The 24363-nt window shown below is 56.9% G+C and carries 28 protein-coding genes; 8 read left to right on the top strand and 20 right to left on the bottom strand.

From position 1 onward, the window contains the following. Positions 1-2: 2 nt before the first annotated feature. The 5 genes from DBY73_RS22225 to DBY73_RS16645 all read right to left on the bottom strand — a co-directional run bounded on the left by DBY73_RS22225 (position 3) and on the right by DBY73_RS16645 (position 4139). Positions 3-1079, bottom strand: coding sequence for a flagellar hook-length control protein FliK (locus DBY73_RS22225; protein ID WP_220092931.1), 1077 nt, complete (start codon positions 1077-1079; stop codon positions 3-5). Beyond that, positions 1076-1384: a flagellar protein FliT gene (gene fliT, locus DBY73_RS16660; protein ID WP_112012180.1), complete on the bottom strand. Its 309-nt coding sequence runs from the start codon at positions 1382-1384 to the stop codon at positions 1076-1078. The genes DBY73_RS22225 and fliT overlap by 4 nt, the downstream gene beginning before the upstream one ends. Continuing rightward, positions 1377-1772, bottom strand: a complete 396-nt coding sequence (fliS, locus tag DBY73_RS16655) for a flagellar export chaperone FliS (protein WP_112012197.1) — start codon at positions 1770-1772, stop codon at positions 1377-1379. The genes fliT and fliS overlap by 8 nt, the downstream gene beginning before the upstream one ends. Positions 1773-1788: 16 nt before the next feature. Then, complete coding sequence (fliD, locus tag DBY73_RS16650; RefSeq protein WP_112012179.1) at positions 1789-3081, bottom strand: flagellar filament capping protein FliD; 1293 nt, start codon at positions 3079-3081, stop codon at positions 1789-1791. Positions 3082-3278: 197 nt separating this feature from the next. After that, entirely contained in the window at positions 3279-4139 is an 861-nt protein-coding gene (locus DBY73_RS16645; protein WP_112012178.1) for a flagellin, read from the bottom strand. 678 nt (positions 4140-4817) lie between these two features. Here DBY73_RS16645 and DBY73_RS16640 point away from each other — a divergent pair. Further along, positions 4818-5756 carry a transcriptional regulator gene (locus DBY73_RS16640; RefSeq protein WP_112012177.1) on the top strand — a complete coding sequence of 313 codons (939 nt, stop codon included), beginning with the start codon at positions 4818-4820 and terminating at the stop codon, positions 5754-5756. Next, a complete protein-coding gene (locus DBY73_RS16635) occupies positions 5734-6198 on the top strand; it encodes a hypothetical protein (RefSeq protein ID WP_112012176.1) in 465 nt (154 codons plus the stop codon). Before DBY73_RS16640 ends, DBY73_RS16635 begins: the two co-directional genes overlap by 23 nt. Before the next feature lie 95 nt (positions 6199-6293). Here DBY73_RS16635 and DBY73_RS16630 read toward each other — a convergent pair whose 3' ends face one another. From DBY73_RS16630 to flgB, 12 genes are read right to left on the bottom strand one after another with little or no spacing between them, the layout of a single operon-like run. Continuing rightward, positions 6294-7298, bottom strand: coding sequence for a hypothetical protein (locus DBY73_RS16630; RefSeq protein WP_181573253.1), 1005 nt, complete (start codon positions 7296-7298; stop codon positions 6294-6296). 5 nt (positions 7299-7303) lie between these two features. Further along, a complete protein-coding gene (flgL, locus tag DBY73_RS16625; protein ID WP_112012174.1) occupies positions 7304-8221 on the bottom strand; it encodes a flagellar hook-associated protein FlgL in 918 nt (305 codons plus the stop codon). Positions 8222-8242: 21 nt separating this feature from the next. Beyond that, entirely contained in the window at positions 8243-9613 is a 1371-nt protein-coding gene (gene flgK, locus DBY73_RS16620) for a flagellar hook-associated protein FlgK (protein WP_112012173.1), read from the bottom strand. A 3-nt stretch (positions 9614-9616) separates the two neighbouring features. Then, on the bottom strand, positions 9617-10009 hold the full coding sequence (locus tag DBY73_RS16615; protein WP_112012172.1) for a rod-binding protein: 393 nt from the start codon (positions 10007-10009) through the stop codon (positions 9617-9619). A gap of 9 nt (positions 10010-10018) precedes the next feature. Next, positions 10019-11110, bottom strand: coding sequence for a flagellar basal body P-ring protein FlgI (locus DBY73_RS16610; protein ID WP_112012171.1), 1092 nt, complete (start codon positions 11108-11110; stop codon positions 10019-10021). An 11-nt stretch (positions 11111-11121) separates the two neighbouring features. Next, entirely contained in the window at positions 11122-11787 is a 666-nt protein-coding gene (gene flgH, locus DBY73_RS16605) for a flagellar basal body L-ring protein FlgH (protein ID WP_112012170.1), read from the bottom strand. 24 nt (positions 11788-11811) lie between these two features. Beyond that, positions 11812-12597 carry a flagellar basal-body rod protein FlgG gene (gene flgG, locus DBY73_RS16600; RefSeq protein WP_045328804.1) on the bottom strand — a complete coding sequence of 262 codons (786 nt, stop codon included), beginning with the start codon at positions 12595-12597 and terminating at the stop codon, positions 11812-11814. Between the two features lie 17 nt (positions 12598-12614). After that, positions 12615-13346: a flagellar basal body rod protein FlgF gene (locus tag DBY73_RS16595; RefSeq protein ID WP_112012169.1), complete on the bottom strand. Its 732-nt coding sequence runs from the start codon at positions 13344-13346 to the stop codon at positions 12615-12617. Further along, complete coding sequence (flgE, locus tag DBY73_RS16590; protein ID WP_112012168.1) at positions 13346-14536, bottom strand: flagellar hook protein FlgE; 1191 nt, start codon at positions 14534-14536, stop codon at positions 13346-13348. The genes DBY73_RS16595 and flgE overlap by 1 nt, the downstream gene beginning before the upstream one ends. A 12-nt stretch (positions 14537-14548) precedes the next feature. After that, entirely contained in the window at positions 14549-15253 is a 705-nt protein-coding gene (flgD, locus tag DBY73_RS16585; protein ID WP_112012167.1) for a flagellar hook assembly protein FlgD, read from the bottom strand. A 3-nt stretch (positions 15254-15256) separates the two neighbouring features. Next, positions 15257-15682: a flagellar basal body rod protein FlgC gene (gene flgC, locus DBY73_RS16580; RefSeq protein ID WP_112012166.1), complete on the bottom strand. Its 426-nt coding sequence runs from the start codon at positions 15680-15682 to the stop codon at positions 15257-15259. A 19-nt stretch (positions 15683-15701) separates the two neighbouring features. Further along, entirely contained in the window at positions 15702-16052 is a 351-nt protein-coding gene (gene flgB / locus DBY73_RS16575; RefSeq protein ID WP_006177433.1) for a hypothetical protein, read from the bottom strand. Between the two features lie 161 nt (positions 16053-16213). Between flgB and flgA the strand changes: the two genes are divergently transcribed. The 6 genes from flgA (at position 16214) to DBY73_RS16545 (ending at position 21511) form a co-directional block, all read left to right on the top strand. After that, complete coding sequence (flgA, locus tag DBY73_RS16570; RefSeq protein WP_258458745.1) at positions 16214-16924, top strand: flagellar basal body P-ring formation chaperone FlgA; 711 nt, start codon at positions 16214-16216, stop codon at positions 16922-16924. 122 nt (positions 16925-17046) lie between these two features. Next, positions 17047-17319: a flagellar biosynthesis anti-sigma factor FlgM gene (gene flgM / locus DBY73_RS16565; RefSeq protein WP_112012164.1), complete on the top strand. Its 273-nt coding sequence runs from the start codon at positions 17047-17049 to the stop codon at positions 17317-17319. A gap of 2 nt (positions 17320-17321) precedes the next feature. Beyond that, positions 17322-17759 (top strand): flagellar protein FlgN, encoded by a 438-nt coding sequence (locus tag DBY73_RS16560; RefSeq protein ID WP_112012163.1) that lies wholly within the window; start codon positions 17322-17324, stop codon positions 17757-17759. A gap of 123 nt (positions 17760-17882) precedes the next feature. After that, positions 17883-18965 carry a CDP-glycerol glycerophosphotransferase family protein gene (locus DBY73_RS16555; RefSeq protein ID WP_112012162.1) on the top strand — a complete coding sequence of 361 codons (1083 nt, stop codon included), beginning with the start codon at positions 17883-17885 and terminating at the stop codon, positions 18963-18965. Between the two features lie 12 nt (positions 18966-18977). Continuing rightward, complete coding sequence (locus tag DBY73_RS16550) at positions 18978-19370, top strand: adenylyltransferase/cytidyltransferase family protein (RefSeq protein WP_112012161.1); 393 nt, start codon at positions 18978-18980, stop codon at positions 19368-19370. Positions 19371-19429: 59 nt separating this feature from the next. Next, positions 19430-21511, top strand: coding sequence for a glycosyltransferase family 9 protein (locus DBY73_RS16545; protein ID WP_112012160.1), 2082 nt, complete (start codon positions 19430-19432; stop codon positions 21509-21511). 44 nt (positions 21512-21555) lie between these two features. Here DBY73_RS16545 and DBY73_RS16540 read toward each other — a convergent pair whose 3' ends face one another. Genes DBY73_RS16540 through fliJ form a run of 3 tightly spaced genes read right to left on the bottom strand, consistent with a single transcriptional unit; the run spans position 21556 to position 24357 of the window. Next, a complete protein-coding gene (locus tag DBY73_RS16540; protein ID WP_181573251.1) occupies positions 21556-22491 on the bottom strand; it encodes a hypothetical protein in 936 nt (311 codons plus the stop codon). 35 nt (positions 22492-22526) lie between these two features. Further along, complete coding sequence (locus tag DBY73_RS16535; protein WP_112012158.1) at positions 22527-23912, bottom strand: glycosyltransferase family 2 protein; 1386 nt, start codon at positions 23910-23912, stop codon at positions 22527-22529. A 1-nt stretch (position 23913) separates the two neighbouring features. Next, the gene (gene fliJ / locus DBY73_RS16530; RefSeq protein WP_045328822.1) at positions 23914-24357 is read right to left on the bottom strand and encodes a flagellar export protein FliJ; all 444 of its coding nucleotides are present in this window, start codon (positions 24355-24357) and stop codon (positions 23914-23916) included. Positions 24358-24363: the final 6 nt, after the last annotated feature.

Here is a 24363-nt window from a genome sequence, read left to right as displayed (position 1 = left end):
TTTTAAACCGTTAGTAGTACTGAATCGTCTCTGTCAGCGGTCGACAGGGTGTTTTCAGGGGCAATTTCCGCCCCGGCTGCCGGGCCCTCTTCCGGAGCAAACATGCTGCGCGGCTGCCCCTGCTGCTGCTGTTGTCCGGACTGGGAAGAGACCTGCACGTTTACCTGCATCACGTTTTGCTCGGTCAGGCTCTGGCGCAGCTCGCTGCTGATCTGCTGAAGCGCGCGGTAGGTTTCCCCGCTGCTGGCGCTGATGTGTACCTGCATGCGCCCGTTTTCGATGTGCAGAGAAATATCCACCTTGCCCATCTCCGGCGGGTCGAGGCGGATGGTGGCGTGCTGCACCTGGCTGCGAACCTGCAGCTGGAGGCGATCGTTCAGCGCGCCGTGCAGCTGCTGCGCCCACTTCGCCTCGTCGGCGTCCATCTTGATCGGCGGCAGGTTCACCGTCTGTTTGTCCATCGCAGCGGTAAACGTCGGGCCGCTCGTCGGCTGCGCCGCGCCCGGCAGGGCCGTCGCCAGCGGCTTAACGAGCTCGTGCAGCTCCGGCTTTACCGGCTCCGCGACGGGCGCAGGCGCCACGTTAAGCTGCTGTTGCTGTTGCTGCAGCAGCTGAGGCTGCGCCTCCCGGTTTAGCGGTTCGACCACCGGCTGCGGGCCCGCGCTGAGGTGTTTTATCTGCAGCGCATCCCCCGCCAGCGGCGCGGGAGCCTGGGTAACGTTCAGCGTTTTCACCGGCATCTGGCTTGCCATCAGCAGCGCATCCAGCAGCCGTTCGGGCGAACCGATGATGCTGTTTGCCAGCGCCTGAGGATCGTCGCGCTGCGTTTTGCGCTCGTCGTCATCCTCTTTTGCGTTAACGCCCGCCAGCACCAGGGGATCCTCGCGCGGCTGCTCGACGCCCATCAGGGTGTTGATGATGTTCAGCAGCGCATCGTTAAACGCCGGAGCCGCCTGGCTGGCATCTTCTCCCGCCACGGGCAACACCTGCCCGGTCGCCCCGGCAGAGGGAAGCGGCGCGGCGTCGGCAGGCTCGGCGGCAACGGGAAGCTGCGTCAGCTGTGAAAGTACCAGGTTCATCGTCCCACATCCTCAGCGTCGGCAAACAGCGCGTAGGCGGTTGCCCCGGCCTGGTTGCGGCGGGACTGCGCCATCTTCTGCTCAAGCTCGTCGCGCTGCGTCTGGCAGAACTGGTAAACCCGGGCGTGCGTCTGCCGCAGCTCGGCCAGCGCCTCGCGCGTTTCGGCGCTCAACGTCTGGCCCTTCAGCGCGGTTAGCAGGGCGGCAATCTGTGCGTCAATGTCCTCAAGCTTCGGCCAGTCGTGCTGGCTGGCCGAATGTGCCAGGGAACGCGCCAGAAAACGCATCACCTGTACGTCATCCATGCTGCTGCCCCATTTTTTCCCAGCCTTCCTGCAGGTTGCGCAGAATGCCTTCAACCTCTTCAATGTGGCTGACGGAAAGCTTATGGCTGGCGTCATAAAGGCGATACACGCAGTAGTCGTAAAGGTTGGCGAGGCTCAGCGCCAGCTCGCCGCCCTTTTCAAAATCCAGCGAGCTGGTGAGCGCGTTCAGAATATCGATGCACTTGTTGATGCTCTGAACCTTGCGGTCATAGCGGCGCGCGGCGATGTGGCTCTTAGCCCGCACCAGTTCGTCCATCAGGCCGTTAAACAGCATTAGCACCAGCTGGTGAGGGTTTGCTGCGGCGGCCTGAATCGCCAGGTCGGACTCCTGATAGTGGCCGAAGCCTTGCTGTTCGTTCCCGTACATAAACGCGGTCATTTCCTTAAGCTAAGCCAAACATACTCATGGTGTTGTTCATCGATGCCATCGCCTGCTGCAGCTGCGTGAATTGCTTCAGATAGCGGTTATAAGAGGTTTCATAGCGCGCGTTCATCGCTTCCGTTTTGGTCTCAATGTCGCTCTGCTGACGATCCAGCACGTCCTGACGGCCCTTCAGTAAGCCATTGGTGGTGTTCAGATAACGGTCGAGAGACTTGTCCATTTTGGCCAGCATTCCGTCCTTGCCGTTGAACAGGTCGCTGAGCTTTTGCGGATCGGCCTTTAGCGCGTCGTCCAGCTTTTTGCTGTCGATCTCCAGCTTGCCGTCTTTGTCTGCGGTAATACCAAAATCAGACAACCGCACGCCACCGAAGACCTGGCGCATCACGTCGTTCAGCTCGCGATCGAGCGAAGACATGGTGGCATCACCGGCAAAGGCGCCGCGGGTTTCGTCGTCGCCGTTGCCGCTTTTCGTCAGGTTGGTGAGGGTGTCCTGCAGCGTGTTGTAGGCATTGATAAAGGTCTGAAGCTGCTCTTTGGTGCCCTCGGTGTCGATCCCCACGGAGATCGTCAGCGGTTTACCGGCCTCGGTTAATGAGGTCAGCTCAATGGTTACCCCGTCAATCAGCTTGTCCAGCGTGTTCGAGCTGTTGGTGAAGGTCATGTCACCCATTTTGATTTCAGAGTCGGATGCTTCAGAAATCGTCTTCGCGTTGCTGGAATCGAAGCCGCCCGTACCGCCCACGGAAATCGTATTTTTTGCACCGCTCTCATCGCTGCTCAACATCAGCGTGACGCTGCCGTCGGTGCGGATCAGGGACGCCGTCACGCCGGGGTTATCTTCATCGCCGTTAATCGCCTTCGTCAGATCGCTCAGGCTTTCCATGTCGTCAAGATTGATGGAGAGGGTTTCACCGTTCAGCTCAATGTCCATGGTGCCGGTGGCATTTTTGATGCTCTCATCGGTCATGCCGTCAAAGCCGATCTGGTGGGCAGAGGCGAGCTGCGTCACCTCAATGTTGTAGGTGCCCTTCAGCGCGTTTGAGTTTGCAGTAACGTTCGCAATGCCTTCCCGGTTCATGCTGACGGCGTTTTTCAGCATGCCGCTGTTGGTACCGTTAAGCCCGGACATCGCGGTGCGGAAATCGCCCAGCGCGGTTTTCAGCGCGTCGAGGGCTTTTTTCTGCGCGTTCATGGTGGACGATTTGGTCTTCAACTGGTTTTGCATCGACATGATGTCGTATGTCGCCAGCTGCTGAGCCAGAGTCTGGGGATCAATGCTGCTAAAATCTGCCATGTTGAGGTTCTCCGTTCGCACCTGTTGCTAAACCATGCCCGTTTAAAGCAACAATCGTGCCAGTTTTTAAGTCATTTAAATTCAGGAAGTTAACACCTGGAAGGAAGGCGTTCTTCCCCTAAAGGGAAAACAGGAAGGGAAGTGCCGCATACAAAAACACCGCCTTACAGCGGTGTTTTTTGCAACGGTGAGGTGGATTAGCCCAGCAGGTTCATCACCATACCGGACATGCTGTTGGACTGCTTCAGCATGGACATACTGGTTTGCGCCAGCATCTGGTTGCGGGTCATGCTCGACGCTTCGGAGGCGAAGTCCGCGTCGCGAATGTTGCCCAACGCCAGGTCGGTGTTGTCTTTCATGTTCGCGAGGTTCGCCGCGGTGTGGCCCAGACGGTTGATGTTCGCACCCAGCTTGGAGCGCAGCGTACCCACCTGAGAGATAGCGTTTTCAACTTTGGTGATCATGCCCTGTGCACCAGAGGAGGTAAGCAGCGCGCCGGATGCGCCAGAAGTCGACTTCAGTGCGCCCAGGCCGCTTGCGCCTTTAACCGTTGACAGCTCTTTGCTCACGTCAACTTTCAGGCTTTCGCTTGTTGATGCGCCGATCTGGAAGTTCATCGCAGAGGAGAATTTGCCGCCGCTTGCGAACAGGCTTTCACCAGCATACTTGGTGTTGTTCATGATGTTGTCGAGTTCGCTGTTCAGCTCGTCCATTTCAGACTGCAGCGCCTTACGATCTTCGGTACCGTTGGTGTCGTTCGCTGCCTGCGTGGCGAGGTCTTTCATGCGGTACATGATGTTGCTCACTTCGTCAAACGCGCCTTCAGCGGTCTGCAGCAGCGCGGTGGCGTCGGAGATGTTGCGCTGAGCAACGCTCATACCGTTGGACTGGCCCTGAAGACGGGTAGCAATCTGCAGGCCCGCTGCGTCATCTGCCGCAGAGTTAATGCGTTTACCAGTACCCAGACGCTCCATCGCGGTAGACAGCATGCTGTTGGATTTATTCAGCGCGTTAACGGATGCCATGGAAGAGGCGTTAGTAAAAATAGAAAGTGCCATGTTCAAATTCTCCTTTTGAACCTGTCCGTCAGGTTCTTCTCTCTGGTACTCAGGTAAAACGACACAGCCCGACGGAGAATTAAATCGAAAATGAAAAAAAATGAATTTTCAGTGCGAAAATAAAATGACAATTAATAGTCACGACCGTCATTAACTACCGAATAAAAAAGAACATAAGGCGACACAACAGCATTCAAACTTAAACAACCATTACATTTGCTTACGTTTTTATCTGTCCCCTGAAAAGAGTCTCATTTACCCGAGGTCTAATTAAAACATCCCAGCTACATTCCTAAACAAATTCTAAATAAAACGATCAAAAACCGATTTACTTTAACCTTTAACGAAAAACGTTAATACGCCCGGGGTGAGATCGTTCAATAATTTGTTGCATATCACACTTTTATCGCGTAAAAATGTGCCACGGAAGAGAAACTTCCTAAACACACCTAAGAAAAGACCTGAAATGCCGGATGAAACTTCCCGCCCCCTAAGTGGGATTTTTTTTCATTTTTCATCCTCGCAGTGCGTCTTTTTGCATATTTCCGCAGGCAAGCGGCAATTCTCGATGAATTTTAAACGGAATTAATGATTAATTTACATTAAGCATTTCGCACAGTTTTTGTGCGATGCCTGAAAATTAAATCTTTATGGAGTGGGTACCGACCATTACTTGCCATGAATAAAACATATTATGCGGTAAACAACTGGTTAGTCGATTTACCCTCTGGCTCAATCATCAGCCTCGTAACCGGCGAAAGAAAACGCCTTGGTGAATATCAATTAAAACTGCTGGATGTGCTGGTCACCAATGCCGGAAAAATACTTACTCGTGAAGAACTTACTAATCTGGTCTGGGAGCGGCGCGTTATTGGCAATAATAGTTTGCCGAATGCAATTCATGCATTACGCACGGCGCTTGAAGACGATGGAAAAACGCAGAGAATAATCAAAACCATTCCCAAAAAGGGTTATCTGCTGGAGCAGTGCTGGTGCCGCTCCGTTGAGCGTGACAGCGAAGAGATCGACGCCCCGGCCCTGCTGCCCGTCCCGCAGCAGGAGGAAGAGGCTAGCGGTTCGGCCGAGATCCTTCCGCCAGCCCCGCAAGGGCTGATTGAGGCGGAAGCGGAGGCGACGCACGTCCGCGTCTTCCCCCGTGAAAAAGCCTCCCGCTTTCGGCTCCCGCAGTGGCTGGCGGCTTTTGTGCTGCTCGTGATGGTCGTCATTGTCAGCGGCACCGCGGGCTGGCAATACGCCAACCTCCGGGGATCGCGGCTGGTCGCCGCAGAGCAGGAGGCGGGGGTGTACAGCAACATCCGCATCTATGAGATTTCTGAAGCAAACCGCCCGACGATGAATAAAGAAGACTTTTACAGCAAGATCAAAGACACCCTTTATGCCATCAATCAGCAGATCAAATCTCAATCGACCGACATGTCGGTCTACTACCAAAGCGTTGACCAAACGCTCAACTACACCTTTGCGCTGGAAAGCCGCTGCGATAAAAAGCAGCTGGTGATGGCGATTTACCACTGGCGCATTGACCCCACCCAGCTGAACAACCTGATACTTCGAGAGACGAGGAGGAAAATCAGTGAGATGGAAACCTGTACTTAACTGGAAATGGCTGCTGGCCTATATTCTGGCTGCCCTTACTGCGCTCGCCGCCATGCGCATCATTCAGGCACAAACCTCCACGCAGCCCAGCGTTGAGGGATTCTTGCAGCTCGGCTTTTACGACCTGATGTCGCAGCGAAAGGAAGTGTACGATTCACGCATGCAGACCGTGAACAATGCGATCCTGACGACCATTACCAATCCGAATGACAACCGCTTTGTGCTGAAGGGGAAGTTCACGGAGCTTAACCAGCAAAACGGCAGACAGTTCTTTTCCTACACCCCGATTTACTACAGCACGATGCAGAAAGGGCTGATGATTGATGGCCTGGTGGATATGCTGATGCACGTGGATTTCTGGATGCAGCCGCTGTTTGTGGATACGCAGCCGCTGGTGGTGGGACAAAGCGGTGCGATATTTCTCTATCCGTTGAGGAAGTAGCCCCGCAGCCTGCGGTACTCCCTCTCCCTTGAAGGAGAGGGGATTTTTTATTGCCCGCATTGGCTGGCGGCAAGAAGCCTCAGCCATTCAAAGCACTAGCCCAGCAAATTCTTCACCGTCGTCAAGGACACATTCCCCTGCGCTGCCAGCGCTTTCGCCAGCACGCCGTACTGCGTTCCACCGTTCGCTAACGCGCTTCCCAGCGCCCGCGCCGTCTCTAGCGCTTCGTCCGGGGTATAGGCCGCCGACATATCCTGAATGCGTGCCGACACGCGCTCCTGGTGCTGGTGCAATTTGCTGCGCTCGCGGGTGATTTGCTCCAGCGTTTGCTGCATCTTGCCGCTCGCGCCGGGCGTCCACTGGCTGGCGAGCTGGCCCACCTCATCTTCCCGGCTTGGCTCCGCCACCGGTGCCAGCAGGGTAAAGGCTTCCGCCGGGAACTGCTGTCCTTCGCCGCGCACGCTGAAATTCTGGCTCACCCGCGCCCAGCGATCTTCCGCCACCTGAAAACGTACCTGGCCTTCCCCGCCCAGCGTCGCGTGAATGCCGAGCTTACCCAGCCCAACGTTCAGCTGCATCAGCGCCTGACGCGGCGTTGCCTGCGGCGGAATTGCCACGGCGGTAAGCTCGCGCCTGCCGCCGCCAAGGGCAAACACCAGCGTTTCGCCGGACGACGACTCAAGCATTTTCTCCATCCCCGGCAGCGTAAAGTTCACCTGGCTTTTCTGCTGCAGCGTCACGTTGAAATTACGATCGACCGTCCCGCCCGAGAGCGTACCGCGCTGTCGCAGCAGCGCATTCACCGCCTTTGCGCTGTCCGCGCCGCCGCCGCGCGTCGCCTGGTGGCGCAGCATCAGCAGCTGCGTCTCCGTTTCGCTGAGGAAGCTCTCGGCCCGCTGCACGGACGTCAGCTGCTGGTTGAGCTGAACGTTATAGCGCAGCGGGCGCCGGGAAAGCAGCGCCGACTCGGGAAACTGCGGCCCGGCGTGCCGGGCGTTCGCCAGCGCCTCGGAACGCGCAACGGACGTTGCCGCCCCCGGCGAAGTTCTGACGGGGGCGGGCGTGGTGGCAAGCGATGTTGTTTTTAACCCAACCTGCATGGCGATTACATCATGCTAAAGAGCGAAAGCTGACTGATCATGCTGTACGCTTTGTTGGTGATCTGCACGGAGTTGGTGAACATCTGCAGGTTAATGCTGGTCGTCGCCCAGTCGGTGTCGGACAGATCGCGCACCACCTGATCGTTTGCCATGCTGACGTCCGTGTGCGCGTCGCTCAGCATCGTCAGGCGGTTTTGACGCCCGCCGAGGTCGGTAAAGATGGCAGCGACCTTATCGCGGGACTGGCCAGAAAGCGAAATCATCTCGTTGATATCATCCAGGTAATCGCTCACGGGAATGTCCGGGTCCTGCATTTTATCGCTCAGGGCCTTCAGCTTGTTCAGCATCTCCAGATCGTCGCCGCTGCCGGAAAAGGCCCCCACCACGTGGGTGTTTTCCGTCACGTTCACGCCGTTGGCTACCGTTGTTTCGCGCGAGCCGTTATTGCCCTGATAGATATATTTCCCCTGCGTCTCGTCCCAGACCACCGGCTTGGTGTCGGTTTTGGTGCCGGAGAAGAGGTAACCGCCGCTCTCGTTCTGCGCGTTAATTGACGCGACCAGCGAATCAAGCATCGAGGAAAGCTCGGCCCCGAAGCCGGCCATATCCGCGGTGCTGTGGGTGCCGTTTGCCGCCGCCAGCAGCTTGTCGTTCAGCGACAGCAGCTGGTTGCTCATGGCGGTCACGTGCGCTTCCTGGCTGGAGAGCGCGCCGCTGAGGCCGGTAATGTTGTTTTGATACTGCTTGATCGCCGCCTGCTCGCGGTTAAGCTGGACCAGCCGCGTCGCGGCGACCGGATCGTCGGACGGCACGTTGATCCGCTTCTGGGTAGCCATCTGCTCCATCAGCTTGCTCATCCGGGTGCCGTTAACACCAAGCTGCGCCAGCATGGCATCTGAATTATAAAGACTACTGATTCGCATCGCTCTCTTCCTTAGCGCCGGTTAAAACATGCTTAACAGGTCGCTGAAAATTTGGTTGCCGGTGGAAATCACCTTGACGTTGGCCTGGTAGGACTGCATGTAAATCTGCAGGTTCATGGCCTCTTCATCCTGGTTTACCGCACTGAGGTTATTGCGCTGCTGCTGGGCCTGGTCGTAAACGCCCTGCGCCGCCTCCAGCTCGCTCTGGGATTTTTTACTGGCGATACCGATGTTGGAGATAATCGCCGCCGCGCCCTCGTTCAGGCTCATGTGGCCCATGCCGCCAATATCGACTTTTGTGTTTTTCAGGTCGATCAGCGCCTGCAGGTTGCCGCCGTTCCCCTGCTCGCCGGCGGTGTCGGACAGCGCCAGCTCGTTAGGATCGAGATCGTTAACCTGCAAAATCCCGTTCGGGTTATTGAGATCGAAGCTGAACAGCGGCTTGCCGGGGTTGCCGTTCTTATCAAACCCTTTCGCCAGCTGGTCGTTAAAGAGCGTAGCCACCGCTTCCGCCATGCCCTGCACCGAGGCCTGCATGTCCGCCAGCTCGCCGGTTTCATAATCGTACAGCGCGCCGAGCTGCCCGCCCGTGGACGGGTTCAGGGAGAAGGTGGTGTTGGAAAAGTTCAGGCTTAATACCGGGTTGCCGCTGGCGTCCAGGCTGTTGCTCAGTTCGCCCGCCACGTTACCGCTCACCAGCGGCTGGCCGTTTTTCATCGCCACGGTGTAGCTGCCGTTACTGTCTTCGGTGATCTTCACGTCGGCATAGGTGCTGAGCTGCTTAACCAGCTCGTCGCGCTGGTCGCGCAGCACGTTGCTGTTGCCGCCCGTGGAGTCCATCTCCATGATTTTTTTGTTGTAGTCAGCAATGCCCGCCGTCAGATTGTTGATCTGCCCGACGATGGTGTCGCGCTGGTTCGCCACGGACGTCTTCTGGCCGTTGATGAAGTCATTCATGTTATTAAAGCGCGTCGCCAGGGAGCCGGCCTGGTTCAGCAGCTGCTGGCGGTTGGCTTCGCTTTCCGGCTCTTTGGTCAGAGCGCTGAGGGCGGAAAAGAAATCGTCCAGCCCGGTGCCCAGGCTCGTGGAGTCGGTGCCGATGACTTTTTCCAGCGAGCTGAGGTACTGGTTATTGATGCCGTAGTAGTTCGCCTTGCTGTTGCTCTGCCACACCTGGTTCGTCAGGTACTGGTCGGAGACGCGGCGAATGCTGTCGACCTGCACGCCCGCGCCCGCCGACATGCCGCCCGCTCCCATGGTGGCAACCGAACTCTGGATAATGCCCTGACGGCTGTAGCCCGGCGTCAGCACGTTGGAGATGTTCATGGAGGTCACGCTCATCCCAAACTGCGCGGCCTGCAAGCCGCTCCAGGCAATATTGAACATATTCATGGTTTACTCCTGCCCGCGACGCATTACCGGCACAACGGGGGTTTTTAATTCCTGTGGATGTTCATCTAAAGCGGCCAAAGGCTGCGCATTCTTAAGCGCGACGCTCTCCTGCGCTCCCAGCTGGGCGATAATCATCTGCGCCAGCCCGGTGCTGCGCTGCGACGCCAGCTGGGAGGTGAGCTTATCGTCGTAGAACTCCTGCATCATGCGCTGCTGCTTGCTATCGAACGGGTTATCGTCCACCAGCGCCTGCGACGCTTTGCGCATCTGCTTCATCAGCGAGCGCAGGAACATCGCCTCAAACTGCTCCGCCGCCTGCTCGAGATTTTGCGGCTTCACCTGCCCGGTCACGTCGCCGGGCATGATGCTGGTTCGGGATTGAATCGCGTCTAGCATCGTCACTCCTTAAATCACCACCAGTTCGGCATCCAGCGCACCCGCTTCGTGCAGCGCCTGCAGGATCGCCATCGTATCGTCCGGGGCGGCGCCCAGGCTGTTGAGCGTGTTGACGATGCTGCGCAGGCTGGTGCCCGCCGAAATCGTCACCATCTGGCCCCGGCCACGGTCGACGTTAACGTCGCTTTCCGGCGTGACCACGGTTTGCCCCTGGCTAAACGCGCCCGGCTGGCTCACGTTGGAAGATTCGCGGATGGTCACGGTCAGGTTGCCGTGGGAGACCGCCGCCGCGCGCACCACCACGCCGTCGCCAATCACCACCGTGCCGGTACGGGCGTTAAACACCACGCGCGGCGGCTGCTTCGCGGTGCTGATTTGCACGTCTTCCAGCATCGACATAAAAGCAACGCGCTCGCCCGCCGACAGCGGGGCGTTAACCACCACGTTGGTGGCACTTTGCGCCGTGGCGGTGCCCGAGCCGAAGGCGTTATTAAGCGCCACCGCCACGCTGTTGGCGGTTTTAAAGCTTGGGCGCTTCAGGTTGAGGATCACCTGCTGGTTCTGCTGGAAATCAGACGGGATCTCACGCTCGACCGACCCGCCGTTCGGCACGCGGCCCACGGTCGGGGTGTTGATCGTCACGCTCGACCCGCTGTTGCCCTCGGCCTTTACGCCGCCCACCACCACGTTCCCCTGCGCCAGGGCGTAGACTTCGCCGTCGGCCCCGCGCAGCTGGGTCAGCAGCAGCGTGCCGCCGCGCAGGCTCTTGGCGTCGCCAATCGACGAGACGGTGACGTCAATCGCCTGGCCGCGCGCGTAGCCCGGCGGCAGCGTGGCGCTGATCGCCACCGCGGCCACGTTTTTGACCTTCGGGTCGATTTTGGTCGGCAGCTGCACGCCGAACTGGCGCAGCATGTTGGTCACCGACTGGCTGGTGAATTTCACCTGGTTTTTATCGCCCGTCCCGTCCAGGCCGACGACAAGGCTGTAGCCCACCAGCTGGTTTCCGCGCACGCCCTGAATATCCACCACGTTGCCCAGCCGCTCGGCCGCCGCGCCTGCGGTCCACAGCAGCATCAGAAAAAGCATTGCCTTACGCATTACGGACTCCATTAAATCGGGAACAGCGGATGGTTAAAGAAGCGGGTCAGCCATCCTGCGGAGTTGGCATCGCTGAGCGCGCCGCGTCCGGCGTAGGAGATCCGCGCGTTGGCAATGCGCTGCGAAGAAACCGAGTTGTCGCGCTCAATGTCTTCCGCACGCACCAGCCCGGTCACGCGCATGTACTCATCGCCCTGGTTGAGGGTCAGCCATTTTTCGCCGCGGATCGCCAGCACGCCGTTCGGCAACACCTTGTAGACCGCAACGGTGATGGCACCGCGCAGGCTGTTTTGCTGCTGCGAGGTGGCATTACCGTTAAAGTTGCGGCTGCCGTCTATCGAGCCGGAAAGCTTATCCACCGAATGGCCGAAGGCCTCCGGCACGCCGATGGCGACGTCGTTTTTCTTGCCGAAGTTGGTACGCGCCTGCTTGCTTGCCTGCGTGGACTCATCCAGCTTGATGGTCAGAATATCGCCCACGCGGTAGGCGCGGCGGTCCTGCGTTAATGACCAGTTGTAGTTGGTGTTGTACAACCCGCCGCCCTGAACCTGCGTCGGCGGTAAGGAGAAATCTTCTGGCGGCGCGTAGGCCGCGTCGTCTTTATGCACCAGCAGGGCCGGGCTTTCACACCCGGCCAGCAGCAGCGCAAAAAAGCCAATAACTAGCTGCTTTTTCATTTTTCGTTCACTTCACTTCACGCGTTACATCGACTGCGTGACAAACTTCAGCATGTCATCTGCCGCAGAGACCATTTTGGCGTTCATCTCGTAGGCGCGCTGAACGGTGATCATGTCGACCATCTCTTCAACCACCTGCACGTTAGACCCCTCCAGCGATCCCTGCTCCAGCTGGCCAAAGGCTTCCTCACCGGCCACGCCCTCAACCGCTTCGCCGCTGGCCGCGGTTTCGCGATACAGGTTGCCGCCGATGGCCTCCAGCCCGGCCGGATTGACGAAGTTCACCAGCGTAATTTGCCCCAGCTCGACCGGCTCGGCTTCGCCCGCCACCGTGGCGGTCACGGTGCCGTCTTTGCCAATCTGGATATCCTTCACGTTGTCCGGCAGCTCGATCTGCGGCACCAGCGGCAGGCCCTGCGCGTTGGTCAGCAGGCCGTCCGGGTTTTTCTGGAAGTTACCGGCGCGGGTGTAGGCGATATCGCCGTCGCTGGTTTCCACCTGGAAAAAGCCCTGGCCGGTTATCGCCACGTCCAGCGTCTGCCCGGTGTTTTGAATGTTGCCGGTCGAGAACTCTTTCTGGGTACCGAGGATCTTCACGCCGGTTCCGAACTGAATGCCGGTCGGCGAGGTGTTGTTCTGGTCAAGCTGGCCGCCCGGCGTGCGCTGGTTCTGATAGAACAGATCGGCGAACATTACGCGGTCGCGCTTGAAGCCGGTGGTGTTCACGTTCGCCAGGTTGTTGGAGATCGCGCTCATCTTCGCGTCTTGCGCGGCGAGGCCGGTTTTACTGATCCATAAAGCGGGATTCATCGTTATTCCTTACTCAATCAGGTGTTGCGCAGCAGGCGGTTACCCGCCGTCGCCAGGTCTTCCGCCGCCTTCATCATCTTGATTTGGGCTTCGAACTGGCGGTTAAGCGCAATGCTGGAGACCATTTCGCTGATAGCGGACACGTTGGAGCTTTCGAGATGGCCGGAAACCAGCTCGACCTCTTCCGTACGCGGGTTCACGTTGGCGCTGGTGACCATAAATCCGGCCGCGTTTTTGCTGAGCTGCGACGCGGGAATGTCCACCAGCTTGATGCGGTCGATGTCTATCGGCGCGGCCACGTTGCCGTCGTCCGGCACGATGGAGATCACGCCGTCGTCGGCGATGCTGATGGACGAAAACGGCGGCAGCACGATCGGGCCGTTATCGCCGGAGACCGGCAGGCCGTCGATGGTCAAATCCCCTTCCGGGCCAACCTGCATCTGGCCGTTGCGGGTGTAGACCTCGCGGTTGCCGCTCACCAGCGCAATCAGCCCGCTGCCCTTGATCGCCACGTCGAGGTTGCGCCCAGTGTCGCGGGTTGCGCCCGGCGTCAGGTCAACGCCGCCCTGCTGCGGCTGAACCAGGAAGCGGGAGGCGTAGCCCTCCCCCTGAATCAGCTGCGAGATGGCGTTTTCCAGGTCATGACGAAAGCCCTGCGTATTGACGTTTGCCAGGTTATTCGCATGGATTTGCTGCTGGGCGAGGCTACGCGATGCCCCGCTCACGGCGGTATAAATTAAGTGGTCCATTACACCGCCTGGAACAGCGCCGTCATCATGCTGTCGTTGGTGCTGATCACCTTGGTGTTGGCCTGATAGTTACGCTGGGCGGTCATCAGCCCCACCAGCTCTGAGGTCAGGTCAACGTTGGAGCCTTCCAGGGTGTTGGACGTCAGCGCGCCCAGCAGGCCGGAGCCCGGCGTGCCGGTCAGCGGCGAGCCGGAGCTGGCGGTCTCGGTCCAGGTGGTGCCGTTTTGTGACGAAAGGCCGTTCGGGTTAGCAAAGGTCGCCAGAATCACCTGGCCCTGCAGCAGGCGCTGGCCGTTAGAGAAGGTGGCGTAAACGCTGCCGTCCTTATCGATGGTCTGCCCGGTGCGCTCGCCGGAGGCATAGCCGTTGCCGTTGTTTTTGCTGACGGAGAAATCAGATCCGAACTGGGTGGTGCCCTTATAGTTCAGCTCCAGCTCAATGTTGTCCGCGCCGGGGATGCTAGCATCAAGCTTGACCGTGCCGTTAGGCGTCAGCAGAACGCCCTGCTCGGTGAAGGTCAATTCCTGCGGCGCGGTGCCGACCGGCTTGTCGTCCATGTAGTAGTGCACTTCCCAGGCGTTATCGCCGGTTTTGACGAAATACTGCTTCATGGTGTGCTCGCGGCCCAGCGAGTCATACACCTGGGTGGCGTAGGTGTGGTTGTAGGAGCTATCGTCGGTCGGATCGAACGTGGTCGTCTTCGGCTTATCCTCACTGGCGTTGAGGTTGGCCGTGAAGTCGAGCGAGCTGGTCGCCTTCGCCGGAATCGAGCCGCTGCTGATGGTCAGGTTGCCGACGGTACCGGTCTGGATCACGCCGTTGGCGTCCACCGGGTAGCCCTGCAGGTACATCCCCTGGTTATTGACCAGATTGCCGTGGCTGTCGGTCTGCATATAGCCCGCGCGGGTGTAGGCAGTGGAGCCCGCGCTGTCGCGCATCACGAAAAAGCCTTCGCCGTTAATGGCCAGATCGAGGCTGCTGGCAGAGGAAAAAATGCTTCCGCTTTTGGAAATACTCTGGGCAATGCCGGTAACGCCCACGCCCAGCGGCTGGCCTTCCGCATACAGAGAGGCAAACTCCGCGCGCCCAGACTTGAAGCCCACGGTGCCGGAGTTGGCAATGTTGTTGGAGATCGCGCCCAGCTGTTCGTTGATGGCATTTAAGCCCGAGATGGCAATATCAAAGCTCATAGTGGTTCCTGGTTAACTCATCAATGTTTTTGCGTTGCTGTTGTTCGAAGGCGACTGGCCAAACTGCGTAATCTGGTGATAAGGCACGTCGCCGATGCCCGGAATGTTGAGCACGATCGCGCTGCCGTCCATGGGAATACGCACGTTATTCACCACGCCGCTCACCTCGATCGGCACCGTCGCATCGTCGACGTCGGTGACCACGGTCATCGTGTATTTACCCTCTTTGAGCCCCAGCTCTTCCGGGTTAATCGTGAAGTTCACGTCGCCGGCTTCCTGCTTGCCCAGCTCAATTTTGGTTTCGGTTCCGTTCTCATCCTTCAGGATGACGGTCACCGTGTTGGCGGCATGTTCCAGGTTCAGGCGACCGTCCACGCTGGTACTGCCGTCGCTCTGGAGGGTGTCGGTTTTGACCATCACCTTCTGGCCCACCAGGTTGCCCGTCGACAGGGTTTGCAGGTTGTCCATCAGCACGCCGATGTTCTGCATCCCGACCATCATGTTTTCCATCGACTGCACCTGCGTCAGCTGCGCAAGCTGGCTGACGTATTCGGTACCGTCGGTAGGGTTAAGCGGGTCCTGGTTCTGGATTTGTGCCACCAGCAGCTGCATAAACAGGTTGTTCATCCCTGCAGCGGTATTGTCGTTCGCGGATACAGTACCGTCCCGGGTGGTGGTGGTATCGCCGGACTGGGTGGAAACGCCATTCACGCTCATCTATTACGCCTCGCCAAGCCGCAGCAGGCTCTGCTGCATGCTTTTCACATTGTTAAGAACATCGACGTTGGTTTCGAAGTTACGCGACGCCGACATCATGTCCGCCATCTCCTCCACCACGTTGATATCGGGATACCAGACGTAGCCGTCCGGGTTCGCCATCGGGTGGTGCGGCTCGTAGCGCTGCACCGCATTTCCCGACGCCACCACGTCCAGCACCTGCACGCGGGCACCGGAGATCGCGTCGCGGTTAGTCAACTCGTCGTTCTGGTAAACCGCCGCAAACACCGGGCGGCGCGCTTTATACACATTGTCCTCGTCCACCGCCGGCGTTTCGGCGTTGGCGAGGTTACTGGCGATGGTGTTCAGCCGGACGGTTTGCGCCGTCATCGCCGAACCCGACACGCGGTAAATATCGCTAAAAGCCATTCTTTGCTACCTGTTTCAATTACTTACCTTCAATTGCCTTTTTCAGACCGGTGAATTTCATATTTAAAAACGCCAGGCTCATCTGATAGTCCTGCACGTTTTTTGAAAACTCGGCCTGCTCCACGTCCAGCGCAACGGTGTTGCCGTCCGAGGAGGGTTGATACGGCACGCGGTACATCTCCTGCGGCGCGGAGCCGGGAAAGAAATCGCGCTGCGAGCGTTGCATCTCTGCGGCAAAATCAATATCTTTAGCCTGGAAGTTGGGGGTATCGACGTTAGCCAGATTTGCTGAAAGCAGTTCCGCCCTGGAAAGTCGAAGTGCTACAGCCTGCGGATGAACGCCCAATGCCTTGTCAAAAGTAATACTCACAACTCACTCCTTTCTTTGGTGGACACCTGCAAGAGTCCATGTTGCTGCAACCTATTAAGCAACTATCGTGCCAGGTTTATAACACCATGAATTTAATAGACTTATCTGTTACAACAGGCGCATGCAGGAAACCTTTTTTCCGCTGGTCTGTTCCGGCGGCAATGCTGTGCCTGTTCGCACTTCCGGCGGCGGCGCAGCCTCAGGCCACCACCGCGCGTAAGCAGGTTTACGCCCGCGTGCAGCAGCAGGCCGCAGACGCCATTCGCCAGGAGGCCCAGCGCAGCCGCTGGGAGGATTACCAGGCGAAGCTGAACCTGTTTATCCCGTCTGAAATTTCGCAATACGCCCCCTGCCCCACGCCGCTTGCCGTAAGCATGCCCGGCGGCGAGCATCTCGACCTGCGCCGCCTGCGCTTTGACGTGCGCTGCGAAGCCGGCAGCGGCTGGGACGTGGCGGTTACGGTAAAACCGGATATCTACCTGCAGGTGCTGATGCCGACGCGCACGCTGGAGCGCGGCCACGTGCTGGCGGCGTCCGACCTCACGCGCAAAAAATTCAACATCAGCAACCTGCGCAGCGGCTATATCACCCGGCCGGATGACGCGGTGGGCCTGACGCTCAAGCGCCGCGTGCGCGAGATGCAGCCCCTGAGCCAGAGCCAGCTGGATTCCCCGGTGATGGTGGAGCGCGGACAGCGCGTGCTGATGATTGCCGACCAGGACGGCGTGGAGGCGCGCACCATGGGGATCGCCGCCAAAAAAGGCCGCAAGGGCGAAATGATCAAGGTGAAAAACGAGAGCAGCGAGCGGGAAGTCACCGCGATGGTGATCGACATGGGCGTGGTCAGAACCGGCTTTGCGGCAGCAAAATAAAAAAGTGCCGCCGCGCTTAAGTTTTTCCGCCATTGCGCCGCTTTACCCAGGTAAGGCGCCGGGAAACGATCTTTCCGCTCTGGCGAAAACGACGAATAACAATCCGTAGATGGAGTAATGCGATGAAAGTGACATCCACCCAGTACGCAATGACGAGTGCGATCAACCAGGCCAGCAGCACGGCCACGACCCGCGCGTCCGGCACTGACGAGATGAAAACAGCCAAAACCGCAGCCATCGATCCCGTGCTTGGCGATGCGCAGACCCAGCTGGCAGCTCTGCCAGAGGTGGATATGGCGCGCGTGGCCAGCATGAAAGACGCCATTGCGAGCGGAAAAATCAGCATCGACGTTGATTCGCTGGCAGGCGCGATTGAGAAATATTATCAGAGGTAACAATGAGTAACGCCGCACAGTGCGTAAAAACCCTGGTGCAGGGCATGGTAGAAGACCGTGAAACCTACGGCAGCCTGAAAGCCCTGCTTTCCAACCAGCGTCAGTGGCTTATCGCACGCGATACGGCAAAGCTGGAGGCGCTCAACCCGCAGCTTATCGCCTGCTACGAGCGCCTTTCACACAACAGCAGGCAGCGCTACCAGCTCCTGACTCAGCTGGGCATTCCGGTCGGCACGCCGGGCCTGCGCACGCTGTTCTCCCGTCTTCCCGCCACGCATCAGCACCAGCTCAACGGCCTCTGGGACGCGCTTGAGCAGGTCGCCGCCGAGTGTAAAGCGCTCAACGATAGCAACATCGCCGTGCTCTCAATGCAGCAGGAGATCCTGCAAAACCTGCTGAACATCAGCGAGCCGGAAAACTGGCTCTATGAGCAGGGCTAATCGGCTGCGCCATAGCGGAAAGCTCACGCCACTCCCCCCGCTGTGAGGTCGTTACACCCCGTTCTCCATTGTTAAAATATTGATTCGTAACAGCCTCGTGCGCTGTACCGGGAATATAAGAATATGTCGTTAACCAGCAATCCTGAAACTCGCTGCATCGGTTTCCTGATGGAAACTGCTTTTCACTATGATGTCTACGCCAATATTATTTCCGCCCTTTTGGATAAAGGTATTCCCTGTGACATCATCATTAATGACGTCATTGAAGCTGAATTTGTTAATAACATGGTCAGCTTCCTGGGAACGATCAATGTTCCCGGGCTACGCTTTATGCTGTTATCGGCGGTGCTGAAAAGCGCAAAGGTGTATGACTGCCTTGTATCGCCTTATTACCTTTCCTATGTCGAGAAAATTGCACGTAAGCATGTTCGCACGGTGTATGGCCTGGCCAAAAATGAGTGGAATCATGCAGCCTGGAACGCCAAATACGATCTTATTTTGTGCTATAGCCACTACACTGAAAAATCGCTGAATTTAGCCGATCGGGTTAAAGTTATTGGTAACCCTCGCTTTGATGACTGGCATAAAAAAAGATATCCGCAGGCATTGCCATCCCATATTTCCCCCCATCCTTCAAAGCCAACGTTGCTGTATGCCCCTACGTATGGCGAGCTAAGCTCATTACCCCACTGGGCGGAGAAACTCGGGCGGTTAAGCAACGAATACACCCTAATTTGTAAGCTTCACCACGGTACGTTGTACAAAAAAGAAGAACGACAGAGCCTTAAAACGGCGAAACGCTTCCTGAAGAACATTGTTGAGGACAATACGTCCGTTTTTGCCCTGCTGGAACGCGCAGACTATGTTATCAGCGATAACAGCGGCTTTATATTTGATGCTATCAATGCGGATAAGAAAGTCATTTTGCTTCGCTGGGAGGGAATGGATGAGCTGCTGGTGGGCAATAAATCCTTTAGCAACCCTGAAAGCCCCGAACAGCAGGTTCGAAAATTGCTGCCAGACGCTCGCGACATGGCTGACTTACGGTATTTCCTCTCTGAGGACTATCCATGGGATAAAAATGCCGCAGCGGTAGAATATATCAAAACGGAATACTGTGATGCATTCAATGACGGAAACGCGGGCCTGCGCGCCGCGGAGATTATCGATGAAGCAACCGCAGGATATCGCGGCGAATCCTCATAACGGAAAACATGAATGAAAACAATTATCACATTTGGCACGTTTGATGTTTTCCATATTGGTCATCTCAATATTTTACAGCGAGCAAAAGCATTGGGGGATAGGCTTATTGTCGGTATATCCTCGGATCAACTGAATTTGCATAAAAAGGCTCGACTCCCGGTCTATCAGCAGCAGGAGCGAATGCGCATTATCCAGGAATTGAAGTGTGTTGATGACGTATTTCTGGAGGAATCGCTTGAGTTAAAGGCGCAATATATCAGGCAGTTCAATGCGCAAACGCTGGTGATGGGCGATGACTGGAAAGGAAAATTTGATCATCTCTCATCACTGTGTGAGGTGGTCTATCTCTCACGAACGCCAACGATCTCCACCACGTCGATCATCGAAACGATTAAGCAACAGTAATGGCCTGCCTTACCGTTCTAAAAGTATTTATAGACAGAATAAGCTGAAGATAATACGTCGTGAAAATTAGAATTTTTATCGAAACCACGCAGTCTAACTTTTGCCATCAGGTTGCAAACTGCCTTCACTCAGCTGACGCAGAAGAGTGGGAAAGTATTTTTGTTTTAAAACATAAAAATATTAATACGCAAGCTATTCCCTCCTGCCGCATTTCCGAGATATCCTATAAGGATGGCGATCTTAACGATACGCTGATCTCTTTAGCCAATACGCTTAACCATCATGACGTTGAAACCCTTGAAGTCCATGTCGAGGCGAGCACGGCCAGTCTTGCCCTGGTAATTTTTTCAACCTTCTTCAAACGCAACATTCATATCATTAAACCCCACATTTACGAAACAAGCATCAGAGACTACGCATTAAGAGCTGCATCCGATAGCAACACCGCGCTGCGAAAGAAACTGAGTGAAGCGGTTATCGGCAATAAGGGGTTCACGGGAAATAGCGCAGAATTAATGCGCTGCGGCTATTTATGGCATCACTTTCTTGACGCGGCTTACTACATCAAGAAACGCGACCCAGCTGCCCGGGATTTGCCGATAAAAACTATCCCTGCGCTTTCAGATGAGCAGAAACGGCGTTTTCTGGCGATTTTCCGCATCCCCGAAACGATGTTCGCTACGGTAAAAGAGATGTTCGCGCAGGAGAATGTGTACTATTGTTCGCGCATAGCGCCGCGTCACCCGATGACGGCAGAGGTTCATAGAAAAGCCCTTCACGAGCTGCTACTCAAAATTCGCAATCGACGCGGCGAAAGTTCCCTGTTTTTATTATCGCACCAGGATAATGACGCCGCGCTTTTACAGCCAGCCTGTGACTATTTTCATCAACTTCCCACCTGTCTGTCACCTTCAGCCCTGCAATGGCTAGGCATTCATCCTAAAAATATTATCTCAACGCTTGATGACGATCTGTCAGTGCTGGATAACCCAGGCGAACGCCATCTCATCTCCACGAAGGAAGAAGATGAATTACCCATTCCAGAAGAGGCGTTAACCACAACGTTCAATCTGCCGCACGAAAACATTCACTTTACGCATGAAATCGAAAGATGGCATCGTGAAGGGAATGCCAAAAGGATATTTTATTCATCGGCATCGATGGGGGATATTGTGTATGGCCTGGGGGCTATAAACGCGCTAAGAAAACGCTTCCCTGAGGATAAATTTGTTTTTGTCACTCACAAACTTTATCGCGATTTAATAGACAACAGCCCTTCTGGGGTGGAGCATTGGGATATCCATGCCTTAACGCCGGAGCAATACTTTGAAATCGAAGTGGCTAACCGGTTCTCGCTGCTGCATTTCTTCGAAAGATGGCAACAAATTGTCGCAGCGTGCCATATGACTGATGCATTTATCAGTGAGGTCACCCGCGACGCGCTGGATACCGATAAAGGCGCGTTACTTGATTTTGACGCCATTGATAAAGCGCCTGTCGAAAAATTCATGCGCGATAACCATATCACCAGCGGCAAGGTTGCTCTGCTACATCCTAATCTTGGCGCACCAAACAGAACATGGACAAAGCAGCATTGGCAAAAGCTGGCGGAACGTTTTGTCTCTGCTGGATGGCAGGTTATATTTATTGGAAGCGATAAAAACAAGTATCAAAGCAGGAAAACGATGCCCCTTGAAATACCGGGCACATTCAATGCGATCAACGCCTTTTCCATTACCCAAACCATTTACCTGATGAGCCTTTGTCAGCTTCTGGTTGCCTGTGATTCAGGCCCGGTCGCACTCGCTGGCTATACGGATATTGCAATATCCGCCCTCTATTCGATTATCCCCTCACAGTACCGTCTGCCCTACAGGCATACTGTTTTAGGCTGGAATGCGCAGGGTATAAATGTGGGCTGCCAGTATGGCCAGTGCGGACATCTGATTATGAATGAAAAGTTCTTTAAGCAAACGCTGCATAAAAAATGGGCCCTCCCAAACGGGCAACAGTTTGCAGAGTGGTGCCCAAACGGCAAAAAATACGCCTGTTTAAGCCATTTCTCCGATGCTGACTGGTGGGCTCATATTGAAGAATTTATCAATTCTGATGATTTTATAATGAATACGCCTTCATTCTGATGCGCGAGCACGGTGCCAAAAAAGGCGGCAAACGCCGCCTTTTTTTAAATCAACGATAGCCCGTGCAGCAGCACGTAATCTGCCGTATGTTTCGCGTCTTCCGCCTGTGGCTGCTGAGCTTGCCAACTGCTCCACGCGCTAAACAGGACGATAAACACCTCCTCCGTTAGCGACTGATTATCCTCCAGCCACATCGCGCTCAGCATTTTCAACTGGAAAAACTGACGGGTAAGCGACATCAGGGCTTCACCGTAGTTGTCGGCGCTGTTCCCCGGTACTCCCTCTCCGTACAGACGATAAATCAGCGCGTTACGCAGGATCCAGGGCTTCTCCTCCAGCAGAGGAAGTGGCTTTTGCTCCAGCTCGCGCAGGCGCTCCTGCAGACGAGCCGGTTCCATTACCGCCAGCTCGCTGAGCTTCAGCATGAACATCATCTTCTGCATCGGTGGAAGATTCAGGTTCAGGCGCATCGCGCCCATCTCGCCCAGCGCCTCGACGCGGTTGACCTCAATCGGCGGCAGCAGGGCGAGCTGCTCGCTCAACACGCCCGCCTCCGCCAGCTGCGCCAGCTGCTCGCCCATGTCGTTCAGGTTCTGCGGATCGCGCTGGTTCTCCTCCACGTAGCGCTGCGCTTTGCTGAGCAGCACGCCGATGGCGTACAGGCTGCTCTCCAGCGCGAGCGCCGGATGCACGGCCATATTGATACACTGCTGGTTTAAGGCTTCGTCCCAGGGGTTCTGCTCGTGGCCGTCGGATTCGATCTCGCCGGCATGCAGCATAAACGCGTCCGGGTTGAGGAGGATTTCACGCGCGGCGCTTTCACAGGCCGCGTTAAGGCTCTCGCGCTGCTGGTTGCCCAGCGTGATGCGCGTCTTCGGCCACTCGCCTGACGCGGCCTGGCAGGCCGGACAGCTACATGCCTCCTGCCGCGCGTTAAACCGAATCACGTATTCAGGTTGGTAGTGTTCTATCAGTTCCATACATGCTGCTCCAGCCGCGGCAGTGGCGGCGATACTCATTGAAAGTTTTTGCGAAAAAACCAGTGGGTACAGTCGATAACGTCGCCGCTTGCGGGATCTTTTATCTCGGGTAAAAAAGCGAAGCTGGGCTGGAGACCCAGCCAGCAGTGGGCCTGCATCAGCAGCGGCCAGCAGGCGTCCAGGCCCGCCCCCTGCTGATGTGCCTGCCGATAAACGTCAAGCAGCGTGGGGATATAGTCGCCCTTCACCGCATAGGCGCATCCGCAGCCGCCCTTCAGCACGCGCGCCACGCCGGGCAGGGCCTTCAGCGCGGAGATGTTGTCGTAACGCCCGCCGAGCACCACCGCCTGCCAGTCGATGTGGGGCAGGCGCTCAAGCAGGCGGTTCACCGTTTTGAGGGAGTGCTCTTTGCGCACGTATTTCACCGCCGCATCAATCAGCACCACGCTGTGCCATTGCTCGCGCTGCGCCTGTTCCAGCACCGCACAGTGCGTCTCCAGCTCGCCGTGGTCAGGAGTGCGGGCAAAGGGCACCAGCTGCGCGTCGCCTAACCCCAGCGAAGCGAGGCTCTGCCGCTGGGCTTCCAGCATCTCTGGCCGTTCGGGATCGTAGATCACCGCCACCTTGCCAAACGCCTGCCAGTCCACGGCGGCGCTGAGCGGCGCGGAGCTTAGGCGGCGGTAGTGGCTCAGCAGGTTGCGGTCGGTGACAAAATCCTCCAGCGTCAGATCAACGGGCGTGCAGGAGCCGAGCACAAAATCTTTGTCGTAGGTATTGGCGCTGTGCGAGATGCACAGAATGGCCTCCCGCGGATCGATCTGCTGCACCGGCGCGGTGAAGTTGTTGAGAAACGCCTGCTCTTCCGCCAGCGTGGCGGTGTCATCATAGTGGTGGTTTTTCAGGAAGTTGCGGTGATAGCCAAACGTGCCGTTCAGCGCGTGGCGCTCCCCAAACGCGTGGGTGCGGTAAATTTTGTCAAGGTGGCTGTACCAGATGTAGATGGTATCGCTGCCGGAAAACAGCGCGTTGTTGCGCTGCATCGCCGCCACCTGCATGCTGATTTTGTTCGGCGGATAGTAGTCGTCATCGTCGAAGCAGATGATGTACTCGCCCTTCGCCATCTCGTTAAGCATGTTGCGCTTTTTACCCAGATCGAGCCGCTCCGGGCTGTGAACGTAGCGCACGGTGCACACCGCAGGGTCCACCATCATGGCGATCAGGTCTTCGTTGCTCTGCGCCGAGTCATCCAGAATAATCAGCTCGCGCCTGTCGGCCGGGTAGTCCTGATACTGGAAGATGTAGAGCAGATAGGGCAAAAACGCCCGGCGGTTCCAGGTGGGGCAAACCACGCTCACGAACGGGGTGCCGTAGGTTTTTTTCTGCTGCTGGCGTTTTAGCAGCGTCTGCATCAGATTGCTCATACTATCGCTGTCGCTGTGCCTGTTGTTGACGCAGCCAGCACTGTGCCGATACCGCGTCGGTGGTTTTTTGATCGCGTCGCTCCTGCTCAAGGCGCTGGGCTTCCCGGCGCGAGGCCAGCACCAGCTCCAGGCTTTTCTCCCGGCGGGACTCCGCCAGCAGGTTGCCCTGCAGCTTCTGCGCCTCCACGTTCGCCAGCGCCTGCTCCTGCTTTTGCCAGTCGATCACGCGCTGAATGTGGCGCTTGTAGACGGACTGGTTGCAGAGCATGGTCGCGCCGCCCTGCAGCTCCTGCACGGTGTTGTTGGCCAGGTTCGACAGGGCGTGAATGTTCTTTTCCAGCCGCTGGCACAGCTGCTGCTGCGTGGCCAGCCGGGCGCTGAGATCCTGCACCGCGCGGTTACGCAGCAGGTGCAGCTGTTCAAGCGTGTTAATCAGTTTGCTCATCGGAAA

This window comes from Enterobacter sp. RIT418, assembly GCF_003057745.1.
Classification (GTDB): domain Bacteria; phylum Pseudomonadota; class Gammaproteobacteria; order Enterobacterales; family Enterobacteriaceae; genus Enterobacter.
Note: the sequence above shows the minus strand (reverse complement) of the source record. Positions and strands in the feature narration are given on the sequence as shown.